25 protein-coding genes and 1 tRNA gene are annotated in these 20,558 nt (G+C 61.6%); 16 read left to right on the top strand and 10 right to left on the bottom strand.

Going from position 1 to position 20,558, the window contains the following annotated elements:
* Positions 1-77: 77 nt before the first annotated feature.
* The 3 genes from ACGYLY_RS11615 (at position 78) to ACGYLY_RS11605 (ending at position 1,844) form a co-directional block, all read left to right on the top strand.
* Entirely contained in the window at positions 78-644 is a 567-nt protein-coding gene (locus ACGYLY_RS11615) for a hypothetical protein (protein WP_395281457.1), read from the top strand.
* Positions 645-795: 151 nt separating this feature from the next.
* Positions 796-1,224: a 30S ribosomal protein S12 gene (locus ACGYLY_RS11610; RefSeq protein ID WP_007979666.1), complete on the top strand. Its 429-nt coding sequence runs from the start codon at positions 796-798 to the stop codon at positions 1,222-1,224.
* Positions 1,225-1,226: 2 nt separating this feature from the next.
* On the top strand, positions 1,227-1,844 hold the full coding sequence (locus ACGYLY_RS11605) for a 30S ribosomal protein S7 (RefSeq protein ID WP_395281458.1): 618 nt from the start codon (positions 1,227-1,229) through the stop codon (positions 1,842-1,844).
* A gap of 278 nt (positions 1,845-2,122) precedes the next feature.
* Here ACGYLY_RS11605 and ACGYLY_RS11600 read toward each other — a convergent pair whose 3' ends face one another.
* Positions 2,123-2,884: a DUF5781 family protein gene (locus tag ACGYLY_RS11600; protein ID WP_395281459.1), complete on the bottom strand. Its 762-nt coding sequence runs from the start codon at positions 2,882-2,884 to the stop codon at positions 2,123-2,125.
* A 141-nt stretch (positions 2,885-3,025) separates the two neighbouring features.
* Here ACGYLY_RS11600 and ACGYLY_RS11595 point away from each other — a divergent pair, with 141 nt between their 5' ends.
* Positions 3,026-5,212 (top strand): elongation factor EF-2, encoded by a 2,187-nt coding sequence (locus ACGYLY_RS11595; protein WP_395281460.1) that lies wholly within the window; start codon positions 3,026-3,028, stop codon positions 5,210-5,212.
* Between the two features lie 208 nt (positions 5,213-5,420).
* Here the strand turns inward: ACGYLY_RS11595 and ACGYLY_RS11590 are convergent, their stop codons facing one another.
* A complete protein-coding gene (locus tag ACGYLY_RS11590; protein WP_395281461.1) occupies positions 5,421-5,564 on the bottom strand; it encodes a hypothetical protein in 144 nt (47 codons plus the stop codon).
* A gap of 187 nt (positions 5,565-5,751) precedes the next feature.
* On the opposite strand from ACGYLY_RS11590, the gene ACGYLY_RS11585 reads away from it, so the two are divergent.
* From ACGYLY_RS11585 to ACGYLY_RS11545, 9 genes are all read left to right on the top strand, one after another.
* Positions 5,752-6,291, top strand: coding sequence for an amino acid-binding protein (locus ACGYLY_RS11585; RefSeq protein ID WP_395281463.1), 540 nt, complete (start codon positions 5,752-5,754; stop codon positions 6,289-6,291).
* Positions 6,288-7,238, top strand: a complete 951-nt coding sequence (locus ACGYLY_RS11580) for a homoserine dehydrogenase (protein WP_395281464.1) — start codon at positions 6,288-6,290, stop codon at positions 7,236-7,238. Before ACGYLY_RS11585 ends, ACGYLY_RS11580 begins: the two co-directional genes overlap by 4 nt.
* A gap of 145 nt (positions 7,239-7,383) precedes the next feature.
* A complete protein-coding gene (tuf, locus tag ACGYLY_RS11575; RefSeq protein ID WP_231184741.1) occupies positions 7,384-8,649 on the top strand; it encodes a translation elongation factor EF-1 subunit alpha in 1,266 nt (421 codons plus the stop codon).
* 3 nt (positions 8,650-8,652) lie between these two features.
* Positions 8,653-8,961: a 30S ribosomal protein S10 gene (gene rpsJ, locus ACGYLY_RS11570; protein ID WP_007979652.1), complete on the top strand. Its 309-nt coding sequence runs from the start codon at positions 8,653-8,655 to the stop codon at positions 8,959-8,961.
* Between the two features lie 117 nt (positions 8,962-9,078).
* Positions 9,079-9,696 (top strand): rhomboid family intramembrane serine protease, encoded by a 618-nt coding sequence (locus ACGYLY_RS11565; RefSeq protein ID WP_395281466.1) that lies wholly within the window; start codon positions 9,079-9,081, stop codon positions 9,694-9,696.
* 5 nt (positions 9,697-9,701) lie between these two features.
* Positions 9,702-9,773 (top strand) — tRNA-Ala (locus ACGYLY_RS11560).
* 176 nt (positions 9,774-9,949) lie between these two features.
* A complete protein-coding gene (locus ACGYLY_RS11555) occupies positions 9,950-10,297 on the top strand; it encodes a hypothetical protein (RefSeq protein WP_395281467.1) in 348 nt (115 codons plus the stop codon).
* A gap of 413 nt (positions 10,298-10,710) precedes the next feature.
* Complete coding sequence (locus ACGYLY_RS11550; protein ID WP_395281468.1) at positions 10,711-11,187, top strand: Lrp/AsnC family transcriptional regulator; 477 nt, start codon at positions 10,711-10,713, stop codon at positions 11,185-11,187.
* Positions 11,188-11,295: 108 nt separating this feature from the next.
* Positions 11,296-11,604: a HalOD1 output domain-containing protein gene (locus tag ACGYLY_RS11545; protein WP_395281469.1), complete on the top strand. Its 309-nt coding sequence runs from the start codon at positions 11,296-11,298 to the stop codon at positions 11,602-11,604.
* Here ACGYLY_RS11545 and ACGYLY_RS11540 read toward each other — a convergent pair whose 3' ends face one another.
* The 5 genes from ACGYLY_RS11540 to ACGYLY_RS11520 form a co-directional block, all read right to left on the bottom strand.
* Entirely contained in the window at positions 11,605-12,213 is a 609-nt protein-coding gene (locus ACGYLY_RS11540; RefSeq protein WP_395281470.1) for a uracil-DNA glycosylase family protein, read from the bottom strand.
* 33 nt (positions 12,214-12,246) lie between these two features.
* Complete coding sequence (locus tag ACGYLY_RS11535) at positions 12,247-13,548, bottom strand: ribonuclease catalytic domain-containing protein (protein WP_395281471.1); 1,302 nt, start codon at positions 13,546-13,548, stop codon at positions 12,247-12,249.
* 42 nt (positions 13,549-13,590) lie between these two features.
* Positions 13,591-13,893 (bottom strand): hypothetical protein, encoded by a 303-nt coding sequence (locus ACGYLY_RS11530; protein ID WP_395281472.1) that lies wholly within the window; start codon positions 13,891-13,893, stop codon positions 13,591-13,593.
* 46 nt (positions 13,894-13,939) lie between these two features.
* Positions 13,940-14,419, bottom strand: coding sequence for an RNA-binding protein (locus ACGYLY_RS11525; protein WP_395281473.1), 480 nt, complete (start codon positions 14,417-14,419; stop codon positions 13,940-13,942).
* Between the two features lie 106 nt (positions 14,420-14,525).
* Positions 14,526-15,239, bottom strand: a complete 714-nt coding sequence (locus tag ACGYLY_RS11520) for a DUF1028 domain-containing protein (RefSeq protein ID WP_395281474.1) — start codon at positions 15,237-15,239, stop codon at positions 14,526-14,528.
* Positions 15,240-15,513: 274 nt separating this feature from the next.
* Between ACGYLY_RS11520 and sepF the strand changes: the two genes are divergently transcribed.
* Complete coding sequence (gene sepF / locus ACGYLY_RS11515; protein ID WP_231184694.1) at positions 15,514-15,873, top strand: cell division protein SepF; 360 nt, start codon at positions 15,514-15,516, stop codon at positions 15,871-15,873.
* Here sepF and ACGYLY_RS11510 read toward each other — a convergent pair.
* The 3 genes from ACGYLY_RS11510 to ACGYLY_RS11500 are packed head-to-tail and all read right to left on the bottom strand — an operon-like array spanning position 15,870 to position 17,843.
* A complete protein-coding gene (locus ACGYLY_RS11510) occupies positions 15,870-16,262 on the bottom strand; it encodes a DUF5611 family protein (protein WP_231184693.1) in 393 nt (130 codons plus the stop codon). The two genes, sepF and ACGYLY_RS11510, sit on opposite strands and share 4 nt — an antisense overlap.
* Positions 16,263-16,312: 50 nt before the next feature.
* Positions 16,313-17,152, bottom strand: coding sequence for an oxidoreductase (locus ACGYLY_RS11505; RefSeq protein WP_395281476.1), 840 nt, complete (start codon positions 17,150-17,152; stop codon positions 16,313-16,315).
* Between the two features lie 52 nt (positions 17,153-17,204).
* Positions 17,205-17,843 carry an FAD-dependent oxidoreductase gene (locus tag ACGYLY_RS11500; RefSeq protein ID WP_395281477.1) on the bottom strand — a complete coding sequence of 213 codons (639 nt, stop codon included), beginning with the start codon at positions 17,841-17,843 and terminating at the stop codon, positions 17,205-17,207.
* A 91-nt stretch (positions 17,844-17,934) separates the two neighbouring features.
* Between ACGYLY_RS11500 and ACGYLY_RS11495 the strand changes: the two genes are divergently transcribed.
* Positions 17,935-19,692 (top strand): 2-oxoacid:acceptor oxidoreductase subunit alpha, encoded by a 1,758-nt coding sequence (locus ACGYLY_RS11495; RefSeq protein ID WP_395281478.1) that lies wholly within the window; start codon positions 17,935-17,937, stop codon positions 19,690-19,692.
* Positions 19,689-20,552, top strand: coding sequence for a 2-oxoacid:ferredoxin oxidoreductase subunit beta (locus ACGYLY_RS11490; RefSeq protein ID WP_231184689.1), 864 nt, complete (start codon positions 19,689-19,691; stop codon positions 20,550-20,552). Before ACGYLY_RS11495 ends, ACGYLY_RS11490 begins: the two co-directional genes overlap by 4 nt.
* Positions 20,553-20,558 lie beyond the last annotated feature (6 nt).

The following is a 20,558-nucleotide window of genomic DNA, read 5'->3' as shown; positions in this document are numbered from 1 at the left end:
CGGGAGTGGCCGGTTCGCACCCGCCGAGAGGAGGGTTCGTCTCAAGATTTATATTAGATAGCTGCCATCTTCGTGGTATGAGTCTCCGCTCTCTCGTTCAGCCCCGTCGGGCGCTCGCCTTTCCGTTCGCCGCCGTTCTGTACCCGCTCCTCTGGTTCATCGTTCGGGATGCGCACATCGCGATGGCGTATGTGAAATCCGGCGTCGGTTCATGGGCGCTCGGATTCTCCTCGGGTTCCGTGGTCGTGAGCTACGTCGTCGCAGTCGTGGTCGTTGAAGTGGTCGAAGGGGATTCGGACTCGGCTTCGACGTGGGAGCGCTGGTTGTTTGCGCCTTCGAACCGCACACTGGCGCTGTTTGCGGTCGTTTCGCTCTTACTTGGGATTCAACTACTCGACGTGACGACCACGCCGGTGTGGCTTCGCGACGCCGAGCGACTGCTCGGTGTCGTCGTCGGATGGCCGCTGTTGGCGACGTACCTCGCCGGATTCGGTCTGAGCGTACTTTTCCGCGATTCACTCGTCCAATTCGCCGCTGTGGCAGTCGGCGTCTCGCTATCGGTCGCGTGGCTGTTCATCCTGTTCGGGTGGTTCGCGGACGCCGTTTCTCGGTCGCTGGGGACAGATTCCCCGACGGGCCGATGACGTGGTTCGTCTCGAACGAAACCATTGGCTCGCCTTAGAATCACTGAAACGCTCCTAAATCGCTTTATCGACCCCTTTCGAGCAACGTGCGGCCGTTTCGTCGCTTCCAAAAGGGGACGCTTAAGTACCTTCGTCGGATAGTCCACTGCATATGGCGAACGGCAAGTACGCAGCTCGTAAGCTGAAGAAGGACCGCCAGAAGCATCGGTGGTCTGACTCCGATTACGCCCGACGTGAGCGCGGTCTCGGGGAGAAATCCGACCCCCTCGAAGGCGCGCCGCAGGGCCGAGGTATCGTGCTGGAGAAAGTGGGCATCGAGGCGAAACAGCCCAACTCCGCAATCCGAAAATGTGTCCGCGTTCAGCTCATCAAGAACGGAAAGCAAGTCTCCGCGTTCTGTCCCGGCGACGGTGCGATTTCGTTCATCGACGAACACGACGAGGTCACGATCGCCGGTATTGGCGGTGCGAAAGGTCGTGCGATGGGTGACATCTCCGGTGTCAACTATAAGGTCGAGAAGGTCAACGGCGTGAGCCTGAAAGAACTGGTTCGCGGAAACGCGGAGAAACCGGTCCGATAACCATGAGTGCAGACGAAGAACAACCAGAGCCGGAACAGGAAGTCGGCACCGAAGGCGACGAGATGGCCGCGAAGCTGTTCGGAACGTGGGACGTCTCGGAGATCGAGTTCCGCGACCCGAGCACCGAGCGCTACATCACCATCACGCCCGTCGCGCACACGATGGGCCGCCACGCATCGAAGCAGTTCCAGAAGAGCGAGATCAGCATCGTCGAGCGCCTCATCAACCGTCTCATGCAGACGGAGGAGAACACGGGCAAGAAACAGCAGACGATGAAGATCGTCCGCAGCGCGTTCGACATCGTTCACGACCGCACGGAGGAGAACCCGGTTCAGGTTCTCGTCCGTGCCGTCGAGAACGCCGCCCCGCGTGAGGAGACGGTTCGCCTGAAATACGGTGGTATCTCCGTTCCCAAGGCAGTCGACGTCGCGCCCCAGCGTCGCGTCGACCAGGCCCTGAAATTCATCGCGGAGGGTGCCCACGGCGCGTCGTTCAAGACGTCGACCGACGCCGAGGAGGCACTCGCGTCCCAGCTTATCGGCGCTGCGGACTACGACGTGCAGACCTACGCGGTCAACCAGAAGGAAGAGAAAGAACGCGTCGCCGCCGCGGCCCGCTAAATTCTCTCGGATATTCTCTCGTTTTATCGGTTTTGTCAGAGTGACGACTTCGAACGGATGGTTTTAGAGACATAGGATTTTGTGGCTCTACTGAAATCCTCAAACATTCTACTATTGGTGCGCGAGATACACTATAGCTGGACGGGCTGCGTGCTACCGACCAACCGCACGGCGCACGTGGGATGACGAGCAGAGTTCTTGTCAGCTGCCGAATGGGACCACGGAAGAGCAAGCTCGTCCAGAGCGAGGAATCGTAAAACTAGCAACCGCGGAACGTCCTAGTCCGCGGCTTGTTCGGAACTTCCCTTCTCTCCGCCGAGGACGTATTCGCGTGCGGCGCCGACCAGCGCCTTTCGGTATTCGCTTTCGGTCGGGTCGTCGGACAGCGAGAGGAACCGGTATTTGAATCCCTGTACGTCCACGGTCGGTGCGTCGCGTGAGGCGGTGCGGGCGAGGTCGTAGAGTCGGTGGTCACGGGGGACGAGGTCGTGACGCTCGACCATGGCGAGGGCGAAGGCGGCGTTGACGGCGGTCATTTCCGGGTCGGACGTGGCGGTCAGCCGTCGTCCACGAACCTCGGCGGGACGGTCCGCGACGGCCGTCGCGAGTTCCGATTCGAGGAACGTGACGAGTTTGTCGCTCGGGCCGACGCGGAGCGTGATATCGTCGGCGTAGATGTCCTTCATGTGGTTCGCGATCTGGTAGCAGTGGGTGAGCTTCCGACGTTCGACCGACCGACCGGCGAACGCGAGGAACAGCGCCTCGGCGGTGGACTGGGTGTGCGAGGGGTGGGACTGCTCGTTGCGGGCCATGTGCGAGTACTCGTGGAGCGCGAGTTCGCGGGCCATGACGCTGGTCGCGGCCTGCCGAGAGATGTTGAGAACGTGGTGGTCATCGGGATGGGCGGTCCACGTTCGTTCGTCGGGGTCGTCGCGGACGCGGACGTGAACCGGTCGTTCGAGGTCGAGCTCGGTTTCGAAGATATCGGAGGCGCTGAGGAACGGGCTCGGGGACGTCAAACCGTGTACTCGAATATCCATGCGTGTTGTTGGCACGGTCTACACGGCCATTACTCTTGTGCCATATGTGACTGTTTAGCAGGGAAATGGACCGTTTCCGGCCGTTTTTCGGGCGGGAAAACACTACGCTTTTCAACCTCGTACAGGTAGGGATACCCATATATGGGTAGACGAAAGAAGATCGTCGAACAGTGTGAGCGGCTTATGGACAACCCGGAGCGAATCCGGAACATCGCCATCGCCGCCCACGTCGACCACGGCAAGACGACGCTGACGGACAACCTCCTCGCCGGTGCGGGCATGATCGCCGACCAAGGCGAAGCCACCCAGCTGATGATGGACACGGAGGAGGACGAACAGGAGCGCGGTATCACCATCGACGCGGCCAACGTCTCGATGACTCACGAGTACGAGGGCGAAGACCACCTCATCAACCTCATCGACACGCCGGGCCACGTCGACTTCGGAGGCGACGTGACCCGTGCGATGCGCGCCGTCGACGGTGCGCTCGTCGTCGTGGACGCCGTCGAGGGCGCGATGCCACAGACGGAGACGGTCGTTCGACAGGCGCTCCGCGAGGGCGTTAAGCCGACCCTGTTCATCAACAAGGTGGACCGACTCATCTCGGAACTCCAAGAGGGTCCCGAGGAGATGCAACGCCGCCTGCTCAACGTCATCGACGACGTGAACGAGCTGATTCGCGGCATGACCGAGGACATGGACGACGTGGACGACTGGACCGTCTCCGTCGAAGACGGAACCGTCGGGTTCGGGTCGGCACTCTACAAGTGGGGTGTCTCCATGCCGTCGATGCAAGCGACGGGCATGGACTTCGCGGACATCATGGACCTCGAACGCAACGGCAAGCGCCAAGAGCTTCACGAGAAGACGCCGCTGTCGGACGTCATTCTCGACATGGTCTGTGAGCACTTCCCGGACCCCATCGAGGCTCAGCCCCGTCGTATCCCCCGCGTCTGGCGTGGCGACGACGACTCGGAACTCGCCGAGCAGATGCGCCTCGTTGACCCGGACGGCGAAGTCGTCCTGATGGTCACTGACATCGGTATCGACCCGCACGCCGGCGAGATCTCCGCCGGTCGTGTCTTCTCCGGAACGCTGGAGAAAGGCCAAGATCTCTACATCTCGGGAACCGTCGGAACGAACCGCGTCCAGAGCGTCGGCATCTACATGGGTGGCGAGCGCGAGGAAGTGGAGCGCGTCCCGGCCGGGAACATCGCAGCCGTCACCGGTCTGAAAGACGCCATCGCCGGTTCCACGGTATCGAGCGTGGAGATGACGCCGTTCGAGTCCATCGAGCACATCAGCGAACCCGTCATCACGAAGTCCGTCGAGGCAAAGAGCATGGACGACCTGCCGAAACTCATCGAAACGCTTCGACAGGTCTCCAAGGAAGACCCGACCATCCAAATCGATATCAACGAGGACACGGGGGAACACCTGATCAGCGGACAAGGTGAACTCCACCTCGAAGTCATCACCCAGCGTATCGAGCGCAATCAGGGTATCCCGGTGACGACTGGTGAACCCATCGTCGTCTTCCGCGAACAGGTCCAAGGGGCGACCACCGAAGTCGAAGGTATCTCCCCGAACCGCCACAACCGGTTCTACATCACCGTCGAACCGCTCAGCGAGGAAATCGTCGAAAAGGTTCGACTCGGCGAGGTGTCGATGGACATGCCCGAGCAGGAACGGCGTGAGGTTCTGCAGGAAGCCGGCATGGACAAGGACACCAGCCAGAACGTCGAACACATCCACGGGACGAACATCCTCATCGACGACACGAAGGGTATTCAGCACCTGAACGAGACGATGGAACTCGTCATCGAGGGCCTCACGGAGGCGCTCGACGACGGTCCGCTTGCGGGAGAACCCGTGCAGGGGACGCTCATCAAACTCCACGACGCGCGTCTCCACGAGGACACCATCCACCGTGGTCCGGCACAGGTCATCCCTGCGGTCCGGCAGGCAGTGCACAACGCACTCATCCACGGTCACGTCAAACTCCTCGAACCGATTCAGAACGTCCGTATCGACGTGCCGAACGAACACATGGGCGCCGCGTCCGGCGAGATTCAGGGTCGCCGTGGCCGCGTGGACGACATGTACCAAGAAGGTGACCTCATGGTCGTCGAAGGTATCGCGCCCGTCGACGAGATGATCGGATTCTCCTCGGACATCCGCAGTGCGACGGAAGGTCGTGCGTCGTGGAACACGGAGAACGCCGGATTCCGCGTCATGGCGGACAATCTCCAACCCGAGACCATCATGGAGATCCGCGAGCGCAAAGGCATGAAGTTGGAACTGCCGCAGGCCGTCGATTACTTCTAATCGACGTCGCGCGACGTTCTCGAACAGCAATCTTTTGTGCCGTCGCCGGAATCGGCCGAGTGACTTCTCCCGTCTCCGCGCTATGGGTGCGCTGAGATGCATCTCGCGGTCAGGGATACTAATAACAGCATCTATCGGTTTCGGCGGTATCGTCCACTCAGTCGCGTCTCTGTCCCATCGAGTACCCGGTTTGGGCCACTGCGCTCAGCTATCGGTCACCCCGGAAGACGATTTCCGCATCGCACACGGGGCAGACGCGTTCGCGGCTATCGAACGCCGTTTGGCAGAACGCACACACGTGATTCCGGGTCGCACTGGAACTACTCGCACCGATGGCATCGGTAAATCGCATCATCTATCACCGACTCGGCGTTCACTGTCGAGGGATATTACTACGACCCCGTTAACGCATGTCATAGGATCGGACTAATCTCGGTTTCGTACCGTTCGTCTCCATTGCAACCCGTTGCCCTCATTCGATTGGAGAATTTTGCGCCCGACTGAAGGTTTATTGCTCCCCGTCCCCCAATCCTGTCAGTATGACCGACCACGGCGGCGGACCGGTGCAAGCGTATACGGTTCGATTGGAACTCTCGGACGAACCGGGCGAACTGCTCCGGGCCCTCGAACCGATTGCCGACTACGGCGGCAACTTACTCAGTGTCTTTCACGAACGCGGGTCGCTTACCCCTCGCGGCAACATTCCGGTCGAAGTCGATTTCGAGTGTCACCCCAACCGCTTCGACACCATCGTTTCCGCGCTCCGAACGGCGAGCATCAACGTCATTCGCGCAGGGGCGGAGCGATACGATGAGGAGGTCACGGTGATTCTCACCGGGCACATCATCGACACCGACGTGTCGGATACCCTCTCCCGGATTACGACGGAATCGAACGCGTCCGTGGTCGATATTTCGCTGTCCGCACCCGAAGGAACGGGCGACGTATCGAGTGCCCGGTTGCGCCTCGCTACCGATTCGGCCGACACGCGCGACGTCCTCGACACCGTGGGGACGGTCGCCGACGAGAAGGAGTTACGCGTCATCGGACCGCTGACCGATGGGGAGGAAGTCGCATGAAAATCGCCGTGTTCGGTGCGGGTGCCGTCGGTCGGTCCGTCGTCGAACTGGCGGGGGAGTACGGACACACCGTAACGGCGCTGACGGATTCGTCGGGTGCGGTTGTAGACGAAAGCGGCATCGACGTGGCGAACACGCTCGAACGCAAGGCTAGCGACGGCACCGTCGGGGACGCCGACCCGCAAACCGCACTGGAAAGCGAGTACGACGTGTTAGTCGAGGCGACGCCGACGACGCTCGGGGACGCACAACCCGGATTCGACCACGCACGCGAAGCCTTCGCGACCGACCGACACGTCGTACTGGCGAACAAAGGTCCCGTCGCGGAGCGCTACGACGAACTACGCGAACTCGAACGCGATAGCGAGGGAGGCCTCCTCTTCGAGGCGACCGTCGGTGGTGCGATCCCCGTCCTCTCGACCATCACCGACGTCGGCACCGAGAACGTCACGGCGGTTCGCGGCGTCCTCAACGGGACCGCCAACTTCGTCCTGTCGCGAATGGCGACCGAGGGGCTGAGCTACGAACACGTCCTCGCTGAAGCACAGGACCTCGGCGTCGCGGAGGCCGACCCGTCGTTCGACGTCGACGGCACCGACGCCGCCCTGAAATGTGCCATTCTCGCGAACGTGCTGTTCGACGGGGGCTACACGATTGCGGACGCCGACATCGAGGGCATCCGAGACCTGCCGGGAAGCGCGCTCGAGCTCGCAGCGGAGGACGGATGGACGATTCGGTTGGTCGGCGAAGTGTCCCCGAACGGGGTCAGCGTCGGTCCACGTTTGGTACCCGAAAACGGGACGCTTGCGGTCTCGGGAACGAGAAACATCGTTCAGTTCGAGACGAAACACGCGGGGCAGCTGAACATCAGCGGTCGCGGTGCCGGCGGCGACGAAACCGCTACCGCCGTTTTGGCCGATGTGACCCGTCTCGATCGGGAGTCGTGACGACCGTCCGTGTTCCGTTCCACCATGACATCTGTTGCCATTAACCGCCAGACGGCGGCGAGATGGCCTGCATAGCGTATCGAAATGGTTTTAACCGCTTCTGCCAAATAATTCCTCCAGAGCGCATCTGCGCGTGAGATATACAATGAGCGACAAACCACACCAGAACTTGGCCGTCATCGGCCACGTCGACCACGGTAAAAGCACGATGGTCGGGCGACTCCTCTTCGAGACAGGGAGCGTCCCGGAGCACGTAATCGAACAGCACCGCGAAGAAGCGGAAGAGAAGGGTAAGGGCGGCTTCGAGTTCGCCTACGTGATGGACAACCTCGCGGAGGAGCGAGAGCGTGGTGTCACCATCGACATCGCCCATCAGGAGTTCGACACCGACGAGTACTACTTCACCATCGTCGACTGTCCGGGCCACCGCGACTTCGTGAAGAACATGATCACGGGCGCGTCGCAGGCGGACAACGCGGTTCTCGTCGTCGCCGCCGACGACGGTGTCGCGCCGCAGACCCAAGAGCACGTCTTCCTTTCGAAGACGCTCGGTATCAACGAGCTCATCATCGCGGTCAACAAGATGGACGTCGTCGACTACAAGGAAGACACCTACAACGACGTCAAAGAGCAGGTTTCGAAGCTCCTGAAGCAGGTCAACTTCAAGTCCGACGACGCGACGTTCGTCCCCACCTCGGCCTTCGAGGGCGACAACGTCTCCGAGTCCTCGGACAACACGCCTTGGTACGACGGCCCGACGCTGCTCGAGGCCCTCAACGACCTCGAAGCACCCGAGCCGCCGACGGACGCGGACCTCCGTCTGCCAATCCAGGACGTCTACACGATTTCCGGTATCGGTACGGTGCCGGTCGGACGTGTCGAGACCGGTACGCTCAACACGGGCGACAACGTCTCGTTCCAGCCCAGCGACGTCGGCGGCGAAGTGAAGACCGTCGAGATGCACCACGAGGAAGTTCCGAAAGCGGAACCCGGTGACAACGTCGGATTCAACGTCCGCGGCATCGGCAAGGACGACATCCGTCGCGGTGACGTCTGTGGTCCGGCCGACAACCCGCCGAAAGTGGCCGACACGTTCACGGCCCGTATCGTCGTGATGCAGCACCCGAGCGTCATCACGGCCGGCTACACGCCTGTCTTCCACGCCCACACGGCGCAGGTCGCGTGTACCATCGAGTCCATCGACGCGAAGATCAACCCGTCCACCGGCGAAGTCGCGGAGGAGAACCCCGACTTCATCAAGTCCGGTGACGCAGCAAAAGTCACGGTTCGACCGCAGAAGCCACTCAGCATCGAACCCGCGGGCGAGATTCCGGAACTCGGCTCGTTCGCAATCCGTGACATGGGCCAGACCGTCGCGGCCGGTCAAGTCCTCGAAGTCAACGAGAAGTAAACGATGCAGCAAGCACGTGTCCGACTTGCGGGAGCCAACCCCTCGGACCTCGACGACATCTGCGACGATGTCCGCGAAATCGCCGAGAAAACCGGCGTCTCCCTGAGCGGCCCGATTCCGCTCCCGACGAAGACGCTGGAAATCCCGACGCGCAAGTCGCCCGACGGAGAGGGCACTGCGACGTGGGAACACTGGGAGATGCGCGTCCACAAGCGCCTCATCGACCTCGACGCCGATGAACGCGCGCTTCGACAGTTGATGCGCATTCAGGTCCCGAACGACGTGAGCATCGAAATCGTCCTCGAGGACTAAGGGATACCTCGTATCCCCGTTTTCGGAAATCCGCGCGATCTTCTTTCGTTTTTCACCCGCCGACCAGCGGTCGCTCCGTGGGGTTCGTTTTTTGTGGTTTCGGTGATGAGTAGTGGTATGCGTCTCCCCCGCTCGCCGACGATACAGACGCTCGTCGCCTTCGCCGTCGTGTTCGCCCTCCAGTCCGCACTCGGGTTCATCAAGCCCTTCTGGGCGGTCAGCCTGTTCGCACTCGCACCTCCCGTCGGGGTTCGCCCGTGGACGCTCCCGTTGAGCGTCTACTCCCACGCCAACTTCGGCCACCTGTTCTCCAACGCCATCGCGCTGGTGGTGGCCGGACTTCTCGTCGAACGTGTGACGACGACCGCGCGCTTTCACGCCTTCTTCATCACCGTCGGAATGCTCTCTGGCCTCGTGCAGGTGTGGGTCGGCGGCCTGTTCTCCGCCGGTGCTCCCGCCGTCCTCGGAGCCAGCGGCGCGGTCCTCGGCCTGTACGGCTACCTCCTCGCTGGGAACCCCGTCTCGGACGCCGTGTTCGGACGGCTTCGCCTCTCGCGGCGCGCACAAGCCGCCATCGTCGTCGTCTTTACCGCCCTCATCACGCTGATGACGGCCGCGCCGGGCGTGGCGCTCCTCGCCCACTTCACCGGCTTCGCGGTCGGCCTAATCGCGGGACGCCTTCACATCCTTCGCGTCGAAACACAAGCTACAAGTAACGACCGAGCGGTACAATAAGTCGAGGGCTCGTAGATCAGTGGCAGATCGCTTCCTTCGCAAGGAAGAGGCCCCGGGTTCAAATCCCGGCGAGTCCACTTCCACCTTTTACGACGGTCGCTATCAGGAGTGACGACGTTTGTCGTCACTCCTGACGGCTCCCTGTAAAAGCTGGACCAAAAGCACTCCTCCTTCACTTCGCTCCGTTCAGTCGTCGGCCCGCTCGCTTCGCTCGCGAAAGAACTTCGAGGAAGACCTCTGCAACCGCTTCCCGATGGAACTCGTTTGGGATAGCTACTTCGACGCCACGTTCTATGCAGAACACGACCCGTACCGCGAGTTCGACGTTTCGAACGCCATCGACCTGATGGAAGCGGACGGGACGAAGGTGCAAATCAAAGGCTGTCTCGAATGGACGAAGACGGCGACCGGACGACGACGCGGTCGGTATCGGCTGTGGCTCCCGGACCACGTCCAGCTGGTCGAGGACGACGCAGTGTACCTCTTCGTCGTCTACGACCCGACGCTCCCGAATCCCATTCAGAAAACGCGGTTCGTTCGTGCCTGCGACCTCGAACGCGTTGCTGGTTGCTCCATTGGAGGGCACCGAGTCGGAGTATAATTCATTCCGATCGAATTCGTTCCAGTGGCAGTCACCACTCTCCAATGAGTCACTCGTTCCCCCATCATATGTCGGTTCTCTCACCGTTTCACACCCTAAAACCCCGCGAAAACCGGCCTGAAACCCGGAATCCGAATGAACCCGCGACTTCGATTCGACTACCGTTTCACCCAGTTCTCGCCCGCCGCATCCGGATTAGATGGAATATAATAAAGCCGATAGCGGTACTCGTATGAAATACGCCCGAAGCCCGGGTGTGACGGAATTGGCAAGTGTTCGACGGTGCCGGAGGCCCTGGTGGCGAGTTGGCTTCTCGCCGTGTTTCGGCCACTCCTCCCACGAAAGTTTGTCATCTCGAACGCGTGCCGACTTTTTAGGACCGAAAACCGAGAGACCATTTACAGACGACAGCAATGAGCCACGACACACTCGACGACGTTGACCGGGGCATCCTTCACTTGCTCCAACAGGACGCGCGTAACGTGACGACGACCGAAATCGGCGATGCGGTGGGCGTCTCCGCCAGCACCGTCGGTAACCGACTCCAACGACTCGAAAAGAAGGGCGTCATCGACGGCTACCATCCCAAAATCGACTACCACGACGCGGGATTTCCGCTTCGGGTCCTCTTCATCTGCACCGCGCCGATTCCCGACCGCGAGGAGTTGGGCGAAAAAGCGCTCGACGCGTCGGGAGTCGTCAACGTCACGGAGATCATGGCCGGAGTGGAGAACCTCCACGTCGAAGCAGTCGCACGGACCCGTGACGACGTGACCGCCATCGCCCGGAAACTCGATGAAATCGGGTTGGACGTCGTGAACGAAGTGCTGGTCAAAAACGAGCACAGCCGACCCTTCGACCATTTCGGGGAGAAGTCCGTCTCGGAGTGACACCGAGGAGATTATTTCGAAATCGCGGAAATTCTATCTTTAGAATCCGAATCGCACAGATTTATCCGACATACTTATCCATTGACGAATCTTAAAGCAGGTACTGGAATGGAACATACTTCCTACCGTTTGCAGGACGGTGAACGGCCCAGTACCGCCATCGTCAACGCGATCGCGGAGCACGAGGGCACGTCATCACCCAACGACATCGGGCCGCGCCTGTACGACGCCGTGGACCCGGACGCACTCGACTCGCTGTTCCGACAGCGGGTCGATGGGAAGATTCGAGACGGTGGCAAAGCGGTGTTCAGATACCGTGGCTACGAGATTACGTACGAAAGCGACGGATGGATTCGAATCGCGGATGACCCGACTTCGACGTCGGGTACGTCCGGAGCGGCCCCTGCAGACGAGTGATCAAACGAGAGCCGTGAGCTTGGACTCGATGGCAGCGACGTACCCCGACCGGTCGTAACCGAGTCGTTCACGCCAGATGTTTTCGTAGGATGGATGTAAGAGTGGCAACAGCGTCACGCCGAGCCGTTCGCACTCGACCGGCGACAGCACCCGGTCGAGGAAGCCGTCCACGGAAATCGACTCGAAATCGAGTACGGTTTCGGTGGCGTACTTTCCCGTCGAGACGACGACGGAGGGGCCGATTCGTTCGATTTCGGTTCGCAGGTGGTCGAAACAGTTCTCCAACTCCCCGGCGTGCGGCTCCCGGTTCGACCCGTCGTCTCCCTCGGGAAAGCACTTCACGGCGTTCGTGAAGTACGCCTCGTGGCCGAGGTCGGCAAACAACGACCGGATTTTGCGCCCCGAGTGGCGCGTGGTGTAGGCCATCCCCGTCCAGTTGCCGCCCTGCCACCGCTCGGCGTCCGGTTCTCCAGCGCCGGGTGCCTCGCCGACGACCATCACGTCGGCAGAAAGCGGGCCGGTCCCCCAGGAGATACGGTTTCGACACTCGACGAGTTCGGGACACCGCGAACAGTTCGGTTCGAGGATGTTGCGCGAGTCGGGGAACATGGATGAAAACGTGGAATCGGCCGTTCGACCGCTTCAGCCCTCGTTTTCGTCGCCTTCGTCGTCTTTGACGATTTCGATACCGCGGTTGTTGACCGCGTTGGGGTCGAGGCCGACCTCTTCGAGGAACTGTTTGTATTCGCGCTCGCAGGCTTCGGCGTCGGCCTGTTTGTCGCTGGCGCGGTCACACAGCGCCACGAGGTCCTCCGGCACGTCGTTCGTGTAGACGATCCAGTGGTTGATGAGGTCCGAAAGCCGTCGAATCGGGCTGGTGAAGTGGCCGTAAATCTCGAAGTTCAGCGCGTGATGCCCCCCGAACGGGTCGCTCATGTAGCGGGCGCGGGGCATCACCTTCATCACGGCCCACTGGATTTTGTCGAGCTGTCGCCCCGGTGCGTCCTCGAGCGTGGCGTTCACGGCCATCCGCGGGTCGTCCCACGTGCTGCCCGGAATCGAGACGCCGTTCAAATCCTGAATCTCCTGCAGCGCCTTCCCCCACTCGTCGGGCGTCGGTTGCGGATGGACGCGGTACATCGCCTCGACGCCGCGGCCCCACATCAGTTCGTGCGTGACGGCCTTGTTCGCCTTCAGCATCGACTCCTCGATGATGGTGTGGGCGCGGTCGCGTCGCGGGTTCAGGACGAGGCTGCCGTCCTCCTTCCGCTGTTCGTGCATCCGGTCCGCGAGTTCGAACGAGAGTTTACACTCCTCGTGGAGCGGCGCATCCTCGTCGTCGAGTCGCTCCTCGGCCTGCGAGTAGGTGAGTCGTTCGTCGCTCTGGATGACGGATTTGTAGATGTCGATGGTCTCGTAGGAGAGGTTCTCCTTGTCGAGGTGCATCTCGACGGTGTGTGCGAGGCGGTCCTCGTTCGGGACGAGCGAACAAACCGTCTCCGCGAGCATCGGCGGCAGCATGTGAATCGTGTACCCGGGGAGGTACACCGTGTTCCCGCGTTTGACCGCCTCCTCCCACATGTTCGATTCGGGGTGAACGTAGTGGGTCACGTCGGCGATGTGGACCCAGAGGACGTACTCGTCTTCGCGCTCTTCGACCGAAATAGCATCGTCGAAGTCCTGTGCGTCGATGGGGTCCGTCGTCCATGTCGTCATGTCCCGCAGGTCGGTTCGCTCGTCGGCCTCGTCCTGAATCTCCTGCTGGATGTTCTCCGTTCGCTTCTCCGCCTCGGTCATCACGGCCCCCGGAAACCCGTCCCTGATTTCGAACTTCTCGAACAGCGTTTCGCGCTTGCTGTCCAGTCGCTCGGCGAGGTCCTCGGAGATTTCGACCGGCCCTTGGCCTTCGGCGGTTCCCGCCTCGGCCTGTGCGTCGCTCGTCATGGCCGCTGGTAAGGGTCTCGGGAAGTTAGGCGTATCGACTGACTACCCTTCCCGTTCTCCCAGTGGGCCGTAACGGTCTTTGACGGCCGTTTCGTACCGGGCCAAAAATTCCATCTGCTCGACACTCCCCGCGTCGATATCCACCAACAACCCTTCCAGTTCGTCACGTGGTTGATGACACAGTTCGCGGTGACACGCCTTACAGAGGTGTTCGAACGTCTTCCCGTTCCGCTCCCAGCGATTTCCCTCCTTGTCGTACTCGCGGGCCGCGGAGCGACGAACGGCGTCGCCACACGCGATGCAGATGACTGACTTTTTCTCCCGGTTCCGCCGGGAACCCCACATGCTAGTTCCTTCGACGCCCCTTCACTTCCCCTTTGTGCCACTCGATTCAGATCACGAACTCGTACAGTTCGTCGCCGACGAAGTGAACCGATTCGACGACCTTCCCCGAATCACCGACCATCTCGCCGCCGTCGGTTTTCGCACGTCCGATGGCGAGGACCTTGCCGTGCGTCTCCTCCGCGATGGCGACCAGGTCGCCCGGTTCGATGTCGTCGTTCGCCTCGACGATGCCGGGCCGCATCACGTCCGCGCCGTCGCTGACGAACGAGACGGCACCCGCGTCCACCGTGACGACTCGTTTCGTCGGCGGGTAAGAGTTCGCACCCTGCACGGTGAGAAACGGTTCCTCCTCCACGTAAACGACCGTCGGTTCCCCGTCGACCAGCACGATGTCGAACTCCGAGTCCTCCAACTCCACGAGTTCGTAAGTGTCAGCGTCCAGTTCGACGCCGAGGCTGTCTTCGAGCGCGGTTTCTATCTCTCGAACCTCGTCGCTTCGGAGATGGTGGCGAGATTTGACTTCCATGATCCGACGTGCGTTCGTCTCGTGCATAAACCCACCCGTTTGGACCGACTCGGGTCGGATACCGACGGTTCAGCGACCTACGGAGAGCCGACACGGCGATCCGGACTCACTCGTCACGTTCGTCCGCGTCCCGCGCCGCCTCGTAGCGCTCTACGGCGGCATCGAACCCGTCACTCGCGAGCGAATACGCCTCTCGCAGGTCCGCTATTGGCGTTTCGGTGGCGTCCACGCGTAAATCGTTGTAGTAGGGGTCCCTCCCGTCCGTCTCCGCCGTCTCCGTCGTCTCCACGAGGAGCGCCGCACTTTGGACGTGCAACGCTTCCCGTTTGTCCCCTCCCTCGGCCTGCCCCGCGGCCAACGCGTCGATGAGACGTCTCGCCAGTGGTCGGTCCTCGTCCTTACTCTCGCGGTACGCTCGCGCGGTTTCGGCGACGACGGACTCGCCGGTCAGTAGGTTCCCGGCGACGGTGTAGTTCTCGCCGCTCTCGTGGCCGTACCAACCGTTGCACTCCTCGCCGGAGAAGGTGAACGTCCCGTCCGTGTCGATGCCGTGGAGTTGGCGGTTTTCCGCCCCGTCGTCGGCGTTGAGGAGCGCCGAGAGAGCGTCCTCGATGGCGAGTCCGTCGTCCACGTATTCGATTCCCTTTCGTCCGAGTTCGACGTTGACGAGGCTTTGGGTGGCGATCGCTCCGTTCTCGCTGGCGAACGGACAGAGCGTTCCGACCGCCGGGAGTCGTGTCGTGACCGCGACGCCGAACCGCGTCCGATCCGTTCCCTCCTCGTCGGTGTACCGTTCCCTGACACAGATGCTGAACGTCATGAACCGGGGGACACAGCCCGCGACGAAAAAAGTCCGTTTTCCGGCGAACGAGTCGCACGTCGCTCGAACCCGCCGATATCGAAATCGACACTCCCGCTGAACGGTCCGACTTCACCCGTCGGCTCGTTGGAGTTATCCGGTACTCTCTTACACTATTTCCACACTTAATTTGTCACAATGCGTGCTCGTTAGAACTGTTCTGCCTGCCGCCGCCGTGTTTTCGTACGCGCCGTCTGACGTAAGAACTATACTCGTTCGATGGCCCCGTAGTTCTATGGGATTCATGGATAAGATTCTCGGCGACGCTCCTTCCGGAGGCGCCGGGGATTACGTCGAGCTAGATTTGGACGACTTCGATGCCGCGCCCGACGAATCGCGCGTGAGCGTTCACATCGCGGAAATCCAAGGCCAGCAGGACGTCATCGACATCAAGGACGCCGTGTACGACGGCGACATCGTCATCGCCGATATCACTCGACTTCGAACGCAGGATACCACCGTTGAGCGTATCACGGACGAACTGCAACAGGTCGCCCGCGAAGTCAACGGTGATATCGTTCAGAAAGGTGACGACCAACTCATCGTCACGCCTACCAGTGTCAGCATCAGTCGAACAAAACTCGGTCGGAATTAGACGCTGTCCGGCGTATCCGCGTCGTCTTCTACGGTCCGCTTCAGCGAGTCACGGCGTGCCTTCGCGTCGCGGCCGGTCGCTTCGAGGAGGAACTCGTTTTTCTTGCTCACCGCGTCGGCGGCGGCGTCGGCGTTACCTTCCGCGATGACGTCCTCCGCGGGACGCTCTTGAAAGTCCACGGCGAGTTTGTCCTTCTTCCCGCTGTAGGACGCCGCACCGGCGACGATTCGCTTGAACACCGGGTTGTCGGGTTCCTCGACGACGTAGAGGTCGTGTCCGTTGAACTCCTCCGTCGCCGTTACGGGACCGAAATAGTCCTCGATGCTCGCTTTCAGGTCCGGCATTCGGTCTTCGAGATGCTCACCGCGTCGCATTTTGTATTCTTTCATGAGTTGGCCCCAGATTGGAGGGGTGGATGTTTACTCTTTTCGCGTCGCGTCTACTCTTGTTCGCTTAGGTATCCCTTCCGACATTCGGGGCAGATGTCGCCCGCGCGAAGCGAAGACCCGGACGCTGTCCCACCGAACTGTCCGCATTCGGGGCAGACGAGTTCAGCGTCGGCGCTCGAATTCGAGGCTTGGTCGGGTTTCGGCGCTTCCCGCGCCCGCGTGAAACCGGTATCTGTCTGTGGGCTGGGTCGCGTGGTCCGAACGAATCCCGTCTCTTCGCGCGGTTCGGCTTCCACGAACTCGGTCTCGTCGTCCATCGCCGGCGCGCTTTCGGGGGTCAAACTCCCGCCGAAGCTCACTTCCGCGTCGCTGCTGTCGCCGACCTGTGCGTCGAATCCCTCGTCTTCGAGCCCCGTATCCGGCCACTCCGCGGGTTCGCTCGTTTCGTCTCCCGCGTTCGTATCGTCCGCTTCGGGCCATTCGCCGTGTCCGCGTTCGCCGTCGTCTTCCACCTCGTCTTCGGCGTCTTCGAGGATGACGCCGTCGTCGTCCTCGGCGCTCTCCGGCGGTTCGAAGTCGTCGTCGTTGAACGTCGCGGGTTCCGATTCCGATTCGAATTCCGTGGTCGGAGAGGAGTCGATGATTTCCGTCTCGGCCGGTGGTTCCGCCCGCCGGTCCGCCGACCTGCTCTCGATGGGTTCCGGCGTCGGTTCCGGTTCCTCTATCGCCGTCACCTCCTTGTTCTCGCTCACGACCTTCTCGTTCCCACAGCGTCGGCACTCCGCGAACTCTCGGACCGTCACGATGACTTCGTTACCCTGCTCTTCACGCTCTCGCTCTATTTCGGACTCGCCGTAATCGTGTCCTATCAGCGAACATCTGAGACCCATTGAGTGAGGGTTATTTTCACGGTGTGATAAAAGGGTATTGTTTTTTGGGACGTCAGCCGAAGTTCTCCTCCTTCGCGTCGTCCGGGTCGTGTCCCGTCGCCGCCAACACCCCGTGTGCCTCCGACAGGAAATCCGCGAACCCGTACACGAACACCTGCCCGTCCGCCCGCGAGAGGACGTCCCGCACCGCCGCGCTTTCGGTCAGCGACCCCTTGGTGACGAGTACCGTCGCGCCGTCGGCCTCCAGTTCCCGCAGTCGCTCCTCGTGGGCCGGTTCGTCGTCGCGGTACACGATGGTCACGTCACCTCCGTCGGCCAGCGCGCGCGCGCCGATTCCGACCGCCGGACCCACGCCCGGCCCGCCTGCGAGGAGAACGACGCGGGACTCCCCCTCGTAGTACGAGCGGCCGAACGGGCCAGCAACGGTCACGGTCTCTCCGGCCTCGCGCTCCGCGAGCCACGGGCTGAGGTCTCCTTCGGGGTCGACACCCACCGTGATCTCGAACGTCCCGTCCGCGTCGGGCGAGGAAAGGGTGTAATGACGCGTGACCCGCTCACCATCGACGGTTCCGGCGACCTGTAGGAACTGTCCGGGCCGGGCGTCGAACTCCGGCGGCGACTCGATTTCCAGCACGATTGTCCCTTCGCCGACATCTCTCACGGCCTTCACTTCGACTTCGGTACCATCCATAGGTGGATCGTCGGCCGTAAGAACCAAATTCCTTGTCGCTTCGCCGACTCCGCTTCAGAAGGCTTTTGATTTGCCACCGGGTAACGTAGCAGTGATGCAAGACCTGAACTGGGCCATCGGCGGCGAAGCCGGCGATGGAATCGATTCGACCGGGAAAATCTTTGCGCAAGCGCTCTCCCGTGCGGGCCGACATGTCTTCACTTCGAAGGACTTCGCGTCCCGTATTCGAGGAGGGTACACCGCGTACAAGATCCGGTCGTCTACAGACCGAGTCGAGAGCGTCGTCGACCGACTGGACATCCTTGTAGCACTAACCCAGCGGACCATCGACGAAAACCTCGACGAACTTCACGAAGACAGCGTGATCATCTACGACGGGGAGCGAACGGAGATGGAGGACGTCGACATCCCCGAGGAGATGATCGGATTGGCCGTTCCGCTTCGCAGTCTCGCAAAGGACGCGGGCGGAACCATCATGCAAAACACCGTCGCGCTCGGCGCGGCGTGTGAAGTGGCGAACTTCCCCATCGAGAACCTCGACAGCGCGCTCGACAAGAAGTTCGGCGCGAAGGGTGAGGCCATCGTCGAGAACAACAAGGAAGCCGCCCGTCTCGGGCAGGAGTACGTCCAAGAGGAGTACGACCACGACTTCGAGTACGACGTGGAAACGACGGACAACGACTACGTCCTGCTCAACGGTGACGAGGCGATCGGCATGGGTGCACTCGTCGCCGGCTGTCGCTTCTACTCCGGCTACCCCATCACGCCGGCGACCAACGTGATGGAGTACCTCACGGGTCGAATCGAACACTTCGGCGGCACCGTGATGCAGGCCGAGGACGAACTGTCGGCCATCAACATGGCGCTCGGCGCGGCGCGCGCGGGCGCACGCTCGATGACGGCGACGTCCGGACCGGGTATCGACCTGATGACCGAGACGTTCGGCCTCGTCGCACAGAGCGAGACGCCGCTCGTCATCTGCGACGTGATGCGCTCCGGTCCCTCGACCGGGATGCCGACCAAACAGGAACAAGGTGACCTGAACATGACGCTGTACGGTGGGCACGGCGAGATTCCGCGGTTCGTCGTCGCACCGACGAACGTCGCCGAATGTTTCCAGAAGACCGTCGAGGCCTTCAACTTCGCCGAGAAGTACCAGACGCCGGTTTTCCTGCTCGCGGACCTTTCGATGGCCGTCACGGAACAGACGTTCTCGCCCGAGGTGTTCGATATGGACGCGGTCGAAATCGAACGCGGGAACATCGTCGACGAGGACGACATCGAGGCGTGGACGGACGAGCAGGATCGCTTCCAGCCTCATTTCCCGACTGCCGACGGCGTCAGCCCCCGTGCGTTCCCCGGAACCAAGGGCGGTGCGCACATGTCCACCGGTCTCGAACACAACGCGCTCGGTCGTCGGACCGAGGACACCGAAATCCGTGTCGAGCAGGTCGACAAGCGAAACCGCAAGGTCGAGACGGCACGGGAAGAAGAGGATTGGAGTCCGCGCGAGTTCGGCGACGAAGACGCCGACACGCTCGTCATCTCGTGGGGATCGAACGAAGGGCCGATGCGCGAAGCCCTCGACTTCCTCGAAGCGGACGACGTGAGCGTTCGGTTCCTCTCGGTTCCGTACCTCTTCCCGCGCCCGGATCTCACCGAGGACATCGAGGAAGCGGACACGGTCATCGTTGTGGAGTGTAACGCGACCGGACAGTTCGCGAACGTTCTCGAACACGACGCACTTACCCGTGTCGAGCGGATAAACAAGTACAACGGTATTCGATTCAAGGCCGACGAGTTGGCCGAAGACATCAAGGCGAAACTCGGACAGGAGATAGAAGCATGAGTTCAGAGGTTCGATTCACCGACTTCAAGTCGGACAAGCAACCGACGTGGTGTCCCGGATGCGGTGACTTCGGGACGATGAACGGGATGATGAAGGCACTCGCCGAAACCGGTAACAGCCCGGACGATACTTTCGTCGTCGCCGGTATCGGCTGTTCCGGTAAGATCGGCACGTTCATGCACTCCTACGCGATTCACGGCGTGCACGGACGTGCGCTCCCGGTCGGCACCGGCGTCAAACTCGCCAACCCCGACCTCGAAGTGATGGTCGCGGGCGGCGACGGTGACGGCTACTCCATCGGTGTGGGTCACTTCATTCACGCCGTGCGCCGGAACGTGGACATGTCCTACGTCGTCATGGACAACCGCATCTACGGACTGACGAAGGGACAGGCCTCGCCGACCAGCCGCGAGGACTTCGAGACGAGCACGACGCCGGAAGGCCCGAAACAGCCGCCGGTCAACCCGCTCGCGCTCGCCCTCTCGGCGGGCGCGACGTTCATCGCACAGTCGTTCTCGACGGACGCACAGCGTCACGCCGAAATCGTTCAGAAGGCCATCGAACACGACGGCTTCGGCTTCGTGAACGTCTTCTCGCCGTGCGTCACGTTCAACGACGTGGACACGTACGACTACTTCCGCGACTCCATCGTCGACCTCGCGGACGAGGGCCACGACTCCTCGGATTACGACGCGGCCAAGGACAAGATTCTCGACGCCAGCAAGGAGTATCAGGGCGTCATCTATCAGGACGAGGACAGCGTCCCGTACAGCGAACTCCACGGTATCGAGGGCAACATGTCCGAGATTCCCGACGGCGCACCCGACGACGCGATGGACCTCGTGCGCGAGTTCTACTGAATCACG

The organism is Haladaptatus sp. CMAA 1909, assembly GCF_043952005.1.
Taxonomy (GTDB): domain Archaea; phylum Halobacteriota; class Halobacteria; order Halobacteriales; family Haladaptataceae; genus Haladaptatus.
The sequence above is the reverse complement of the archived record's forward strand: the minus strand, read 5'-3'. Positions and strand labels throughout refer to the sequence as shown.

What these genes read in the sequence shown, in the direction of transcription:
- ACGYLY_RS11615 (WP_395281457.1), top strand. Translation starts at nt 78, where the DNA reads ATGAGTCTCCGCTCTCTCGTTCAGCCCCGTCGGGCGCTCGCCTTTCCG.
- ACGYLY_RS11610 (WP_007979666.1), top strand. Translation starts at nt 796, where the DNA reads ATGGCGAACGGCAAGTACGCAGCTCGTAAGCTGAAGAAGGACCGCCAG.
- ACGYLY_RS11605 (WP_395281458.1), top strand. Translation starts at nt 1,227, where the DNA reads ATGAGTGCAGACGAAGAACAACCAGAGCCGGAACAGGAAGTCGGCACC.
- ACGYLY_RS11600 (WP_395281459.1), bottom strand. Translation starts at nt 2,884, where the DNA reads ATGGATATTCGAGTACACGGTTTGACGTCCCCGAGCCCGTTCCTCAGC.
- ACGYLY_RS11595 (WP_395281460.1), top strand. Translation starts at nt 3,026, where the DNA reads ATGGGTAGACGAAAGAAGATCGTCGAACAGTGTGAGCGGCTTATGGAC.
- ACGYLY_RS11590 (WP_395281461.1), bottom strand. Translation starts at nt 5,564, where the DNA reads ATGCGATTTACCGATGCCATCGGTGCGAGTAGTTCCAGTGCGACCCGG.
- ACGYLY_RS11585 (WP_395281463.1), top strand. Translation starts at nt 5,752, where the DNA reads ATGACCGACCACGGCGGCGGACCGGTGCAAGCGTATACGGTTCGATTG.
- ACGYLY_RS11580 (WP_395281464.1), top strand. Translation starts at nt 6,288, where the DNA reads ATGAAAATCGCCGTGTTCGGTGCGGGTGCCGTCGGTCGGTCCGTCGTC.
- tuf (WP_231184741.1), top strand. Translation starts at nt 7,384, where the DNA reads ATGAGCGACAAACCACACCAGAACTTGGCCGTCATCGGCCACGTCGAC.
- rpsJ (WP_007979652.1), top strand. Translation starts at nt 8,653, where the DNA reads ATGCAGCAAGCACGTGTCCGACTTGCGGGAGCCAACCCCTCGGACCTC.
- ACGYLY_RS11565 (WP_395281466.1), top strand. Translation starts at nt 9,079, where the DNA reads ATGCGTCTCCCCCGCTCGCCGACGATACAGACGCTCGTCGCCTTCGCC.
- ACGYLY_RS11555 (WP_395281467.1), top strand. Translation starts at nt 9,950, where the DNA reads ATGGAACTCGTTTGGGATAGCTACTTCGACGCCACGTTCTATGCAGAA.
- ACGYLY_RS11550 (WP_395281468.1), top strand. Translation starts at nt 10,711, where the DNA reads ATGAGCCACGACACACTCGACGACGTTGACCGGGGCATCCTTCACTTG.
- ACGYLY_RS11545 (WP_395281469.1), top strand. Translation starts at nt 11,296, where the DNA reads ATGGAACATACTTCCTACCGTTTGCAGGACGGTGAACGGCCCAGTACC.
- ACGYLY_RS11540 (WP_395281470.1), bottom strand. Translation starts at nt 12,213, where the DNA reads ATGTTCCCCGACTCGCGCAACATCCTCGAACCGAACTGTTCGCGGTGT.
- ACGYLY_RS11535 (WP_395281471.1), bottom strand. Translation starts at nt 13,548, where the DNA reads ATGACGAGCGACGCACAGGCCGAGGCGGGAACCGCCGAAGGCCAAGGG.
- ACGYLY_RS11530 (WP_395281472.1), bottom strand. Translation starts at nt 13,893, where the DNA reads ATGTGGGGTTCCCGGCGGAACCGGGAGAAAAAGTCAGTCATCTGCATC.
- ACGYLY_RS11525 (WP_395281473.1), bottom strand. Translation starts at nt 14,419, where the DNA reads ATGGAAGTCAAATCTCGCCACCATCTCCGAAGCGACGAGGTTCGAGAG.
- ACGYLY_RS11520 (WP_395281474.1), bottom strand. Translation starts at nt 15,239, where the DNA reads ATGACGTTCAGCATCTGTGTCAGGGAACGGTACACCGACGAGGAGGGA.
- sepF (WP_231184694.1), top strand. Translation starts at nt 15,514, where the DNA reads ATGGGATTCATGGATAAGATTCTCGGCGACGCTCCTTCCGGAGGCGCC.
- ACGYLY_RS11510 (WP_231184693.1), bottom strand. Translation starts at nt 16,262, where the DNA reads ATGAAAGAATACAAAATGCGACGCGGTGAGCATCTCGAAGACCGAATG.
- ACGYLY_RS11505 (WP_395281476.1), bottom strand. Translation starts at nt 17,152, where the DNA reads ATGGGTCTCAGATGTTCGCTGATAGGACACGATTACGGCGAGTCCGAA.
- ACGYLY_RS11500 (WP_395281477.1), bottom strand. Translation starts at nt 17,843, where the DNA reads ATGGATGGTACCGAAGTCGAAGTGAAGGCCGTGAGAGATGTCGGCGAA.
- ACGYLY_RS11490 (WP_231184689.1), top strand. Translation starts at nt 19,689, where the DNA reads ATGAGTTCAGAGGTTCGATTCACCGACTTCAAGTCGGACAAGCAACCG.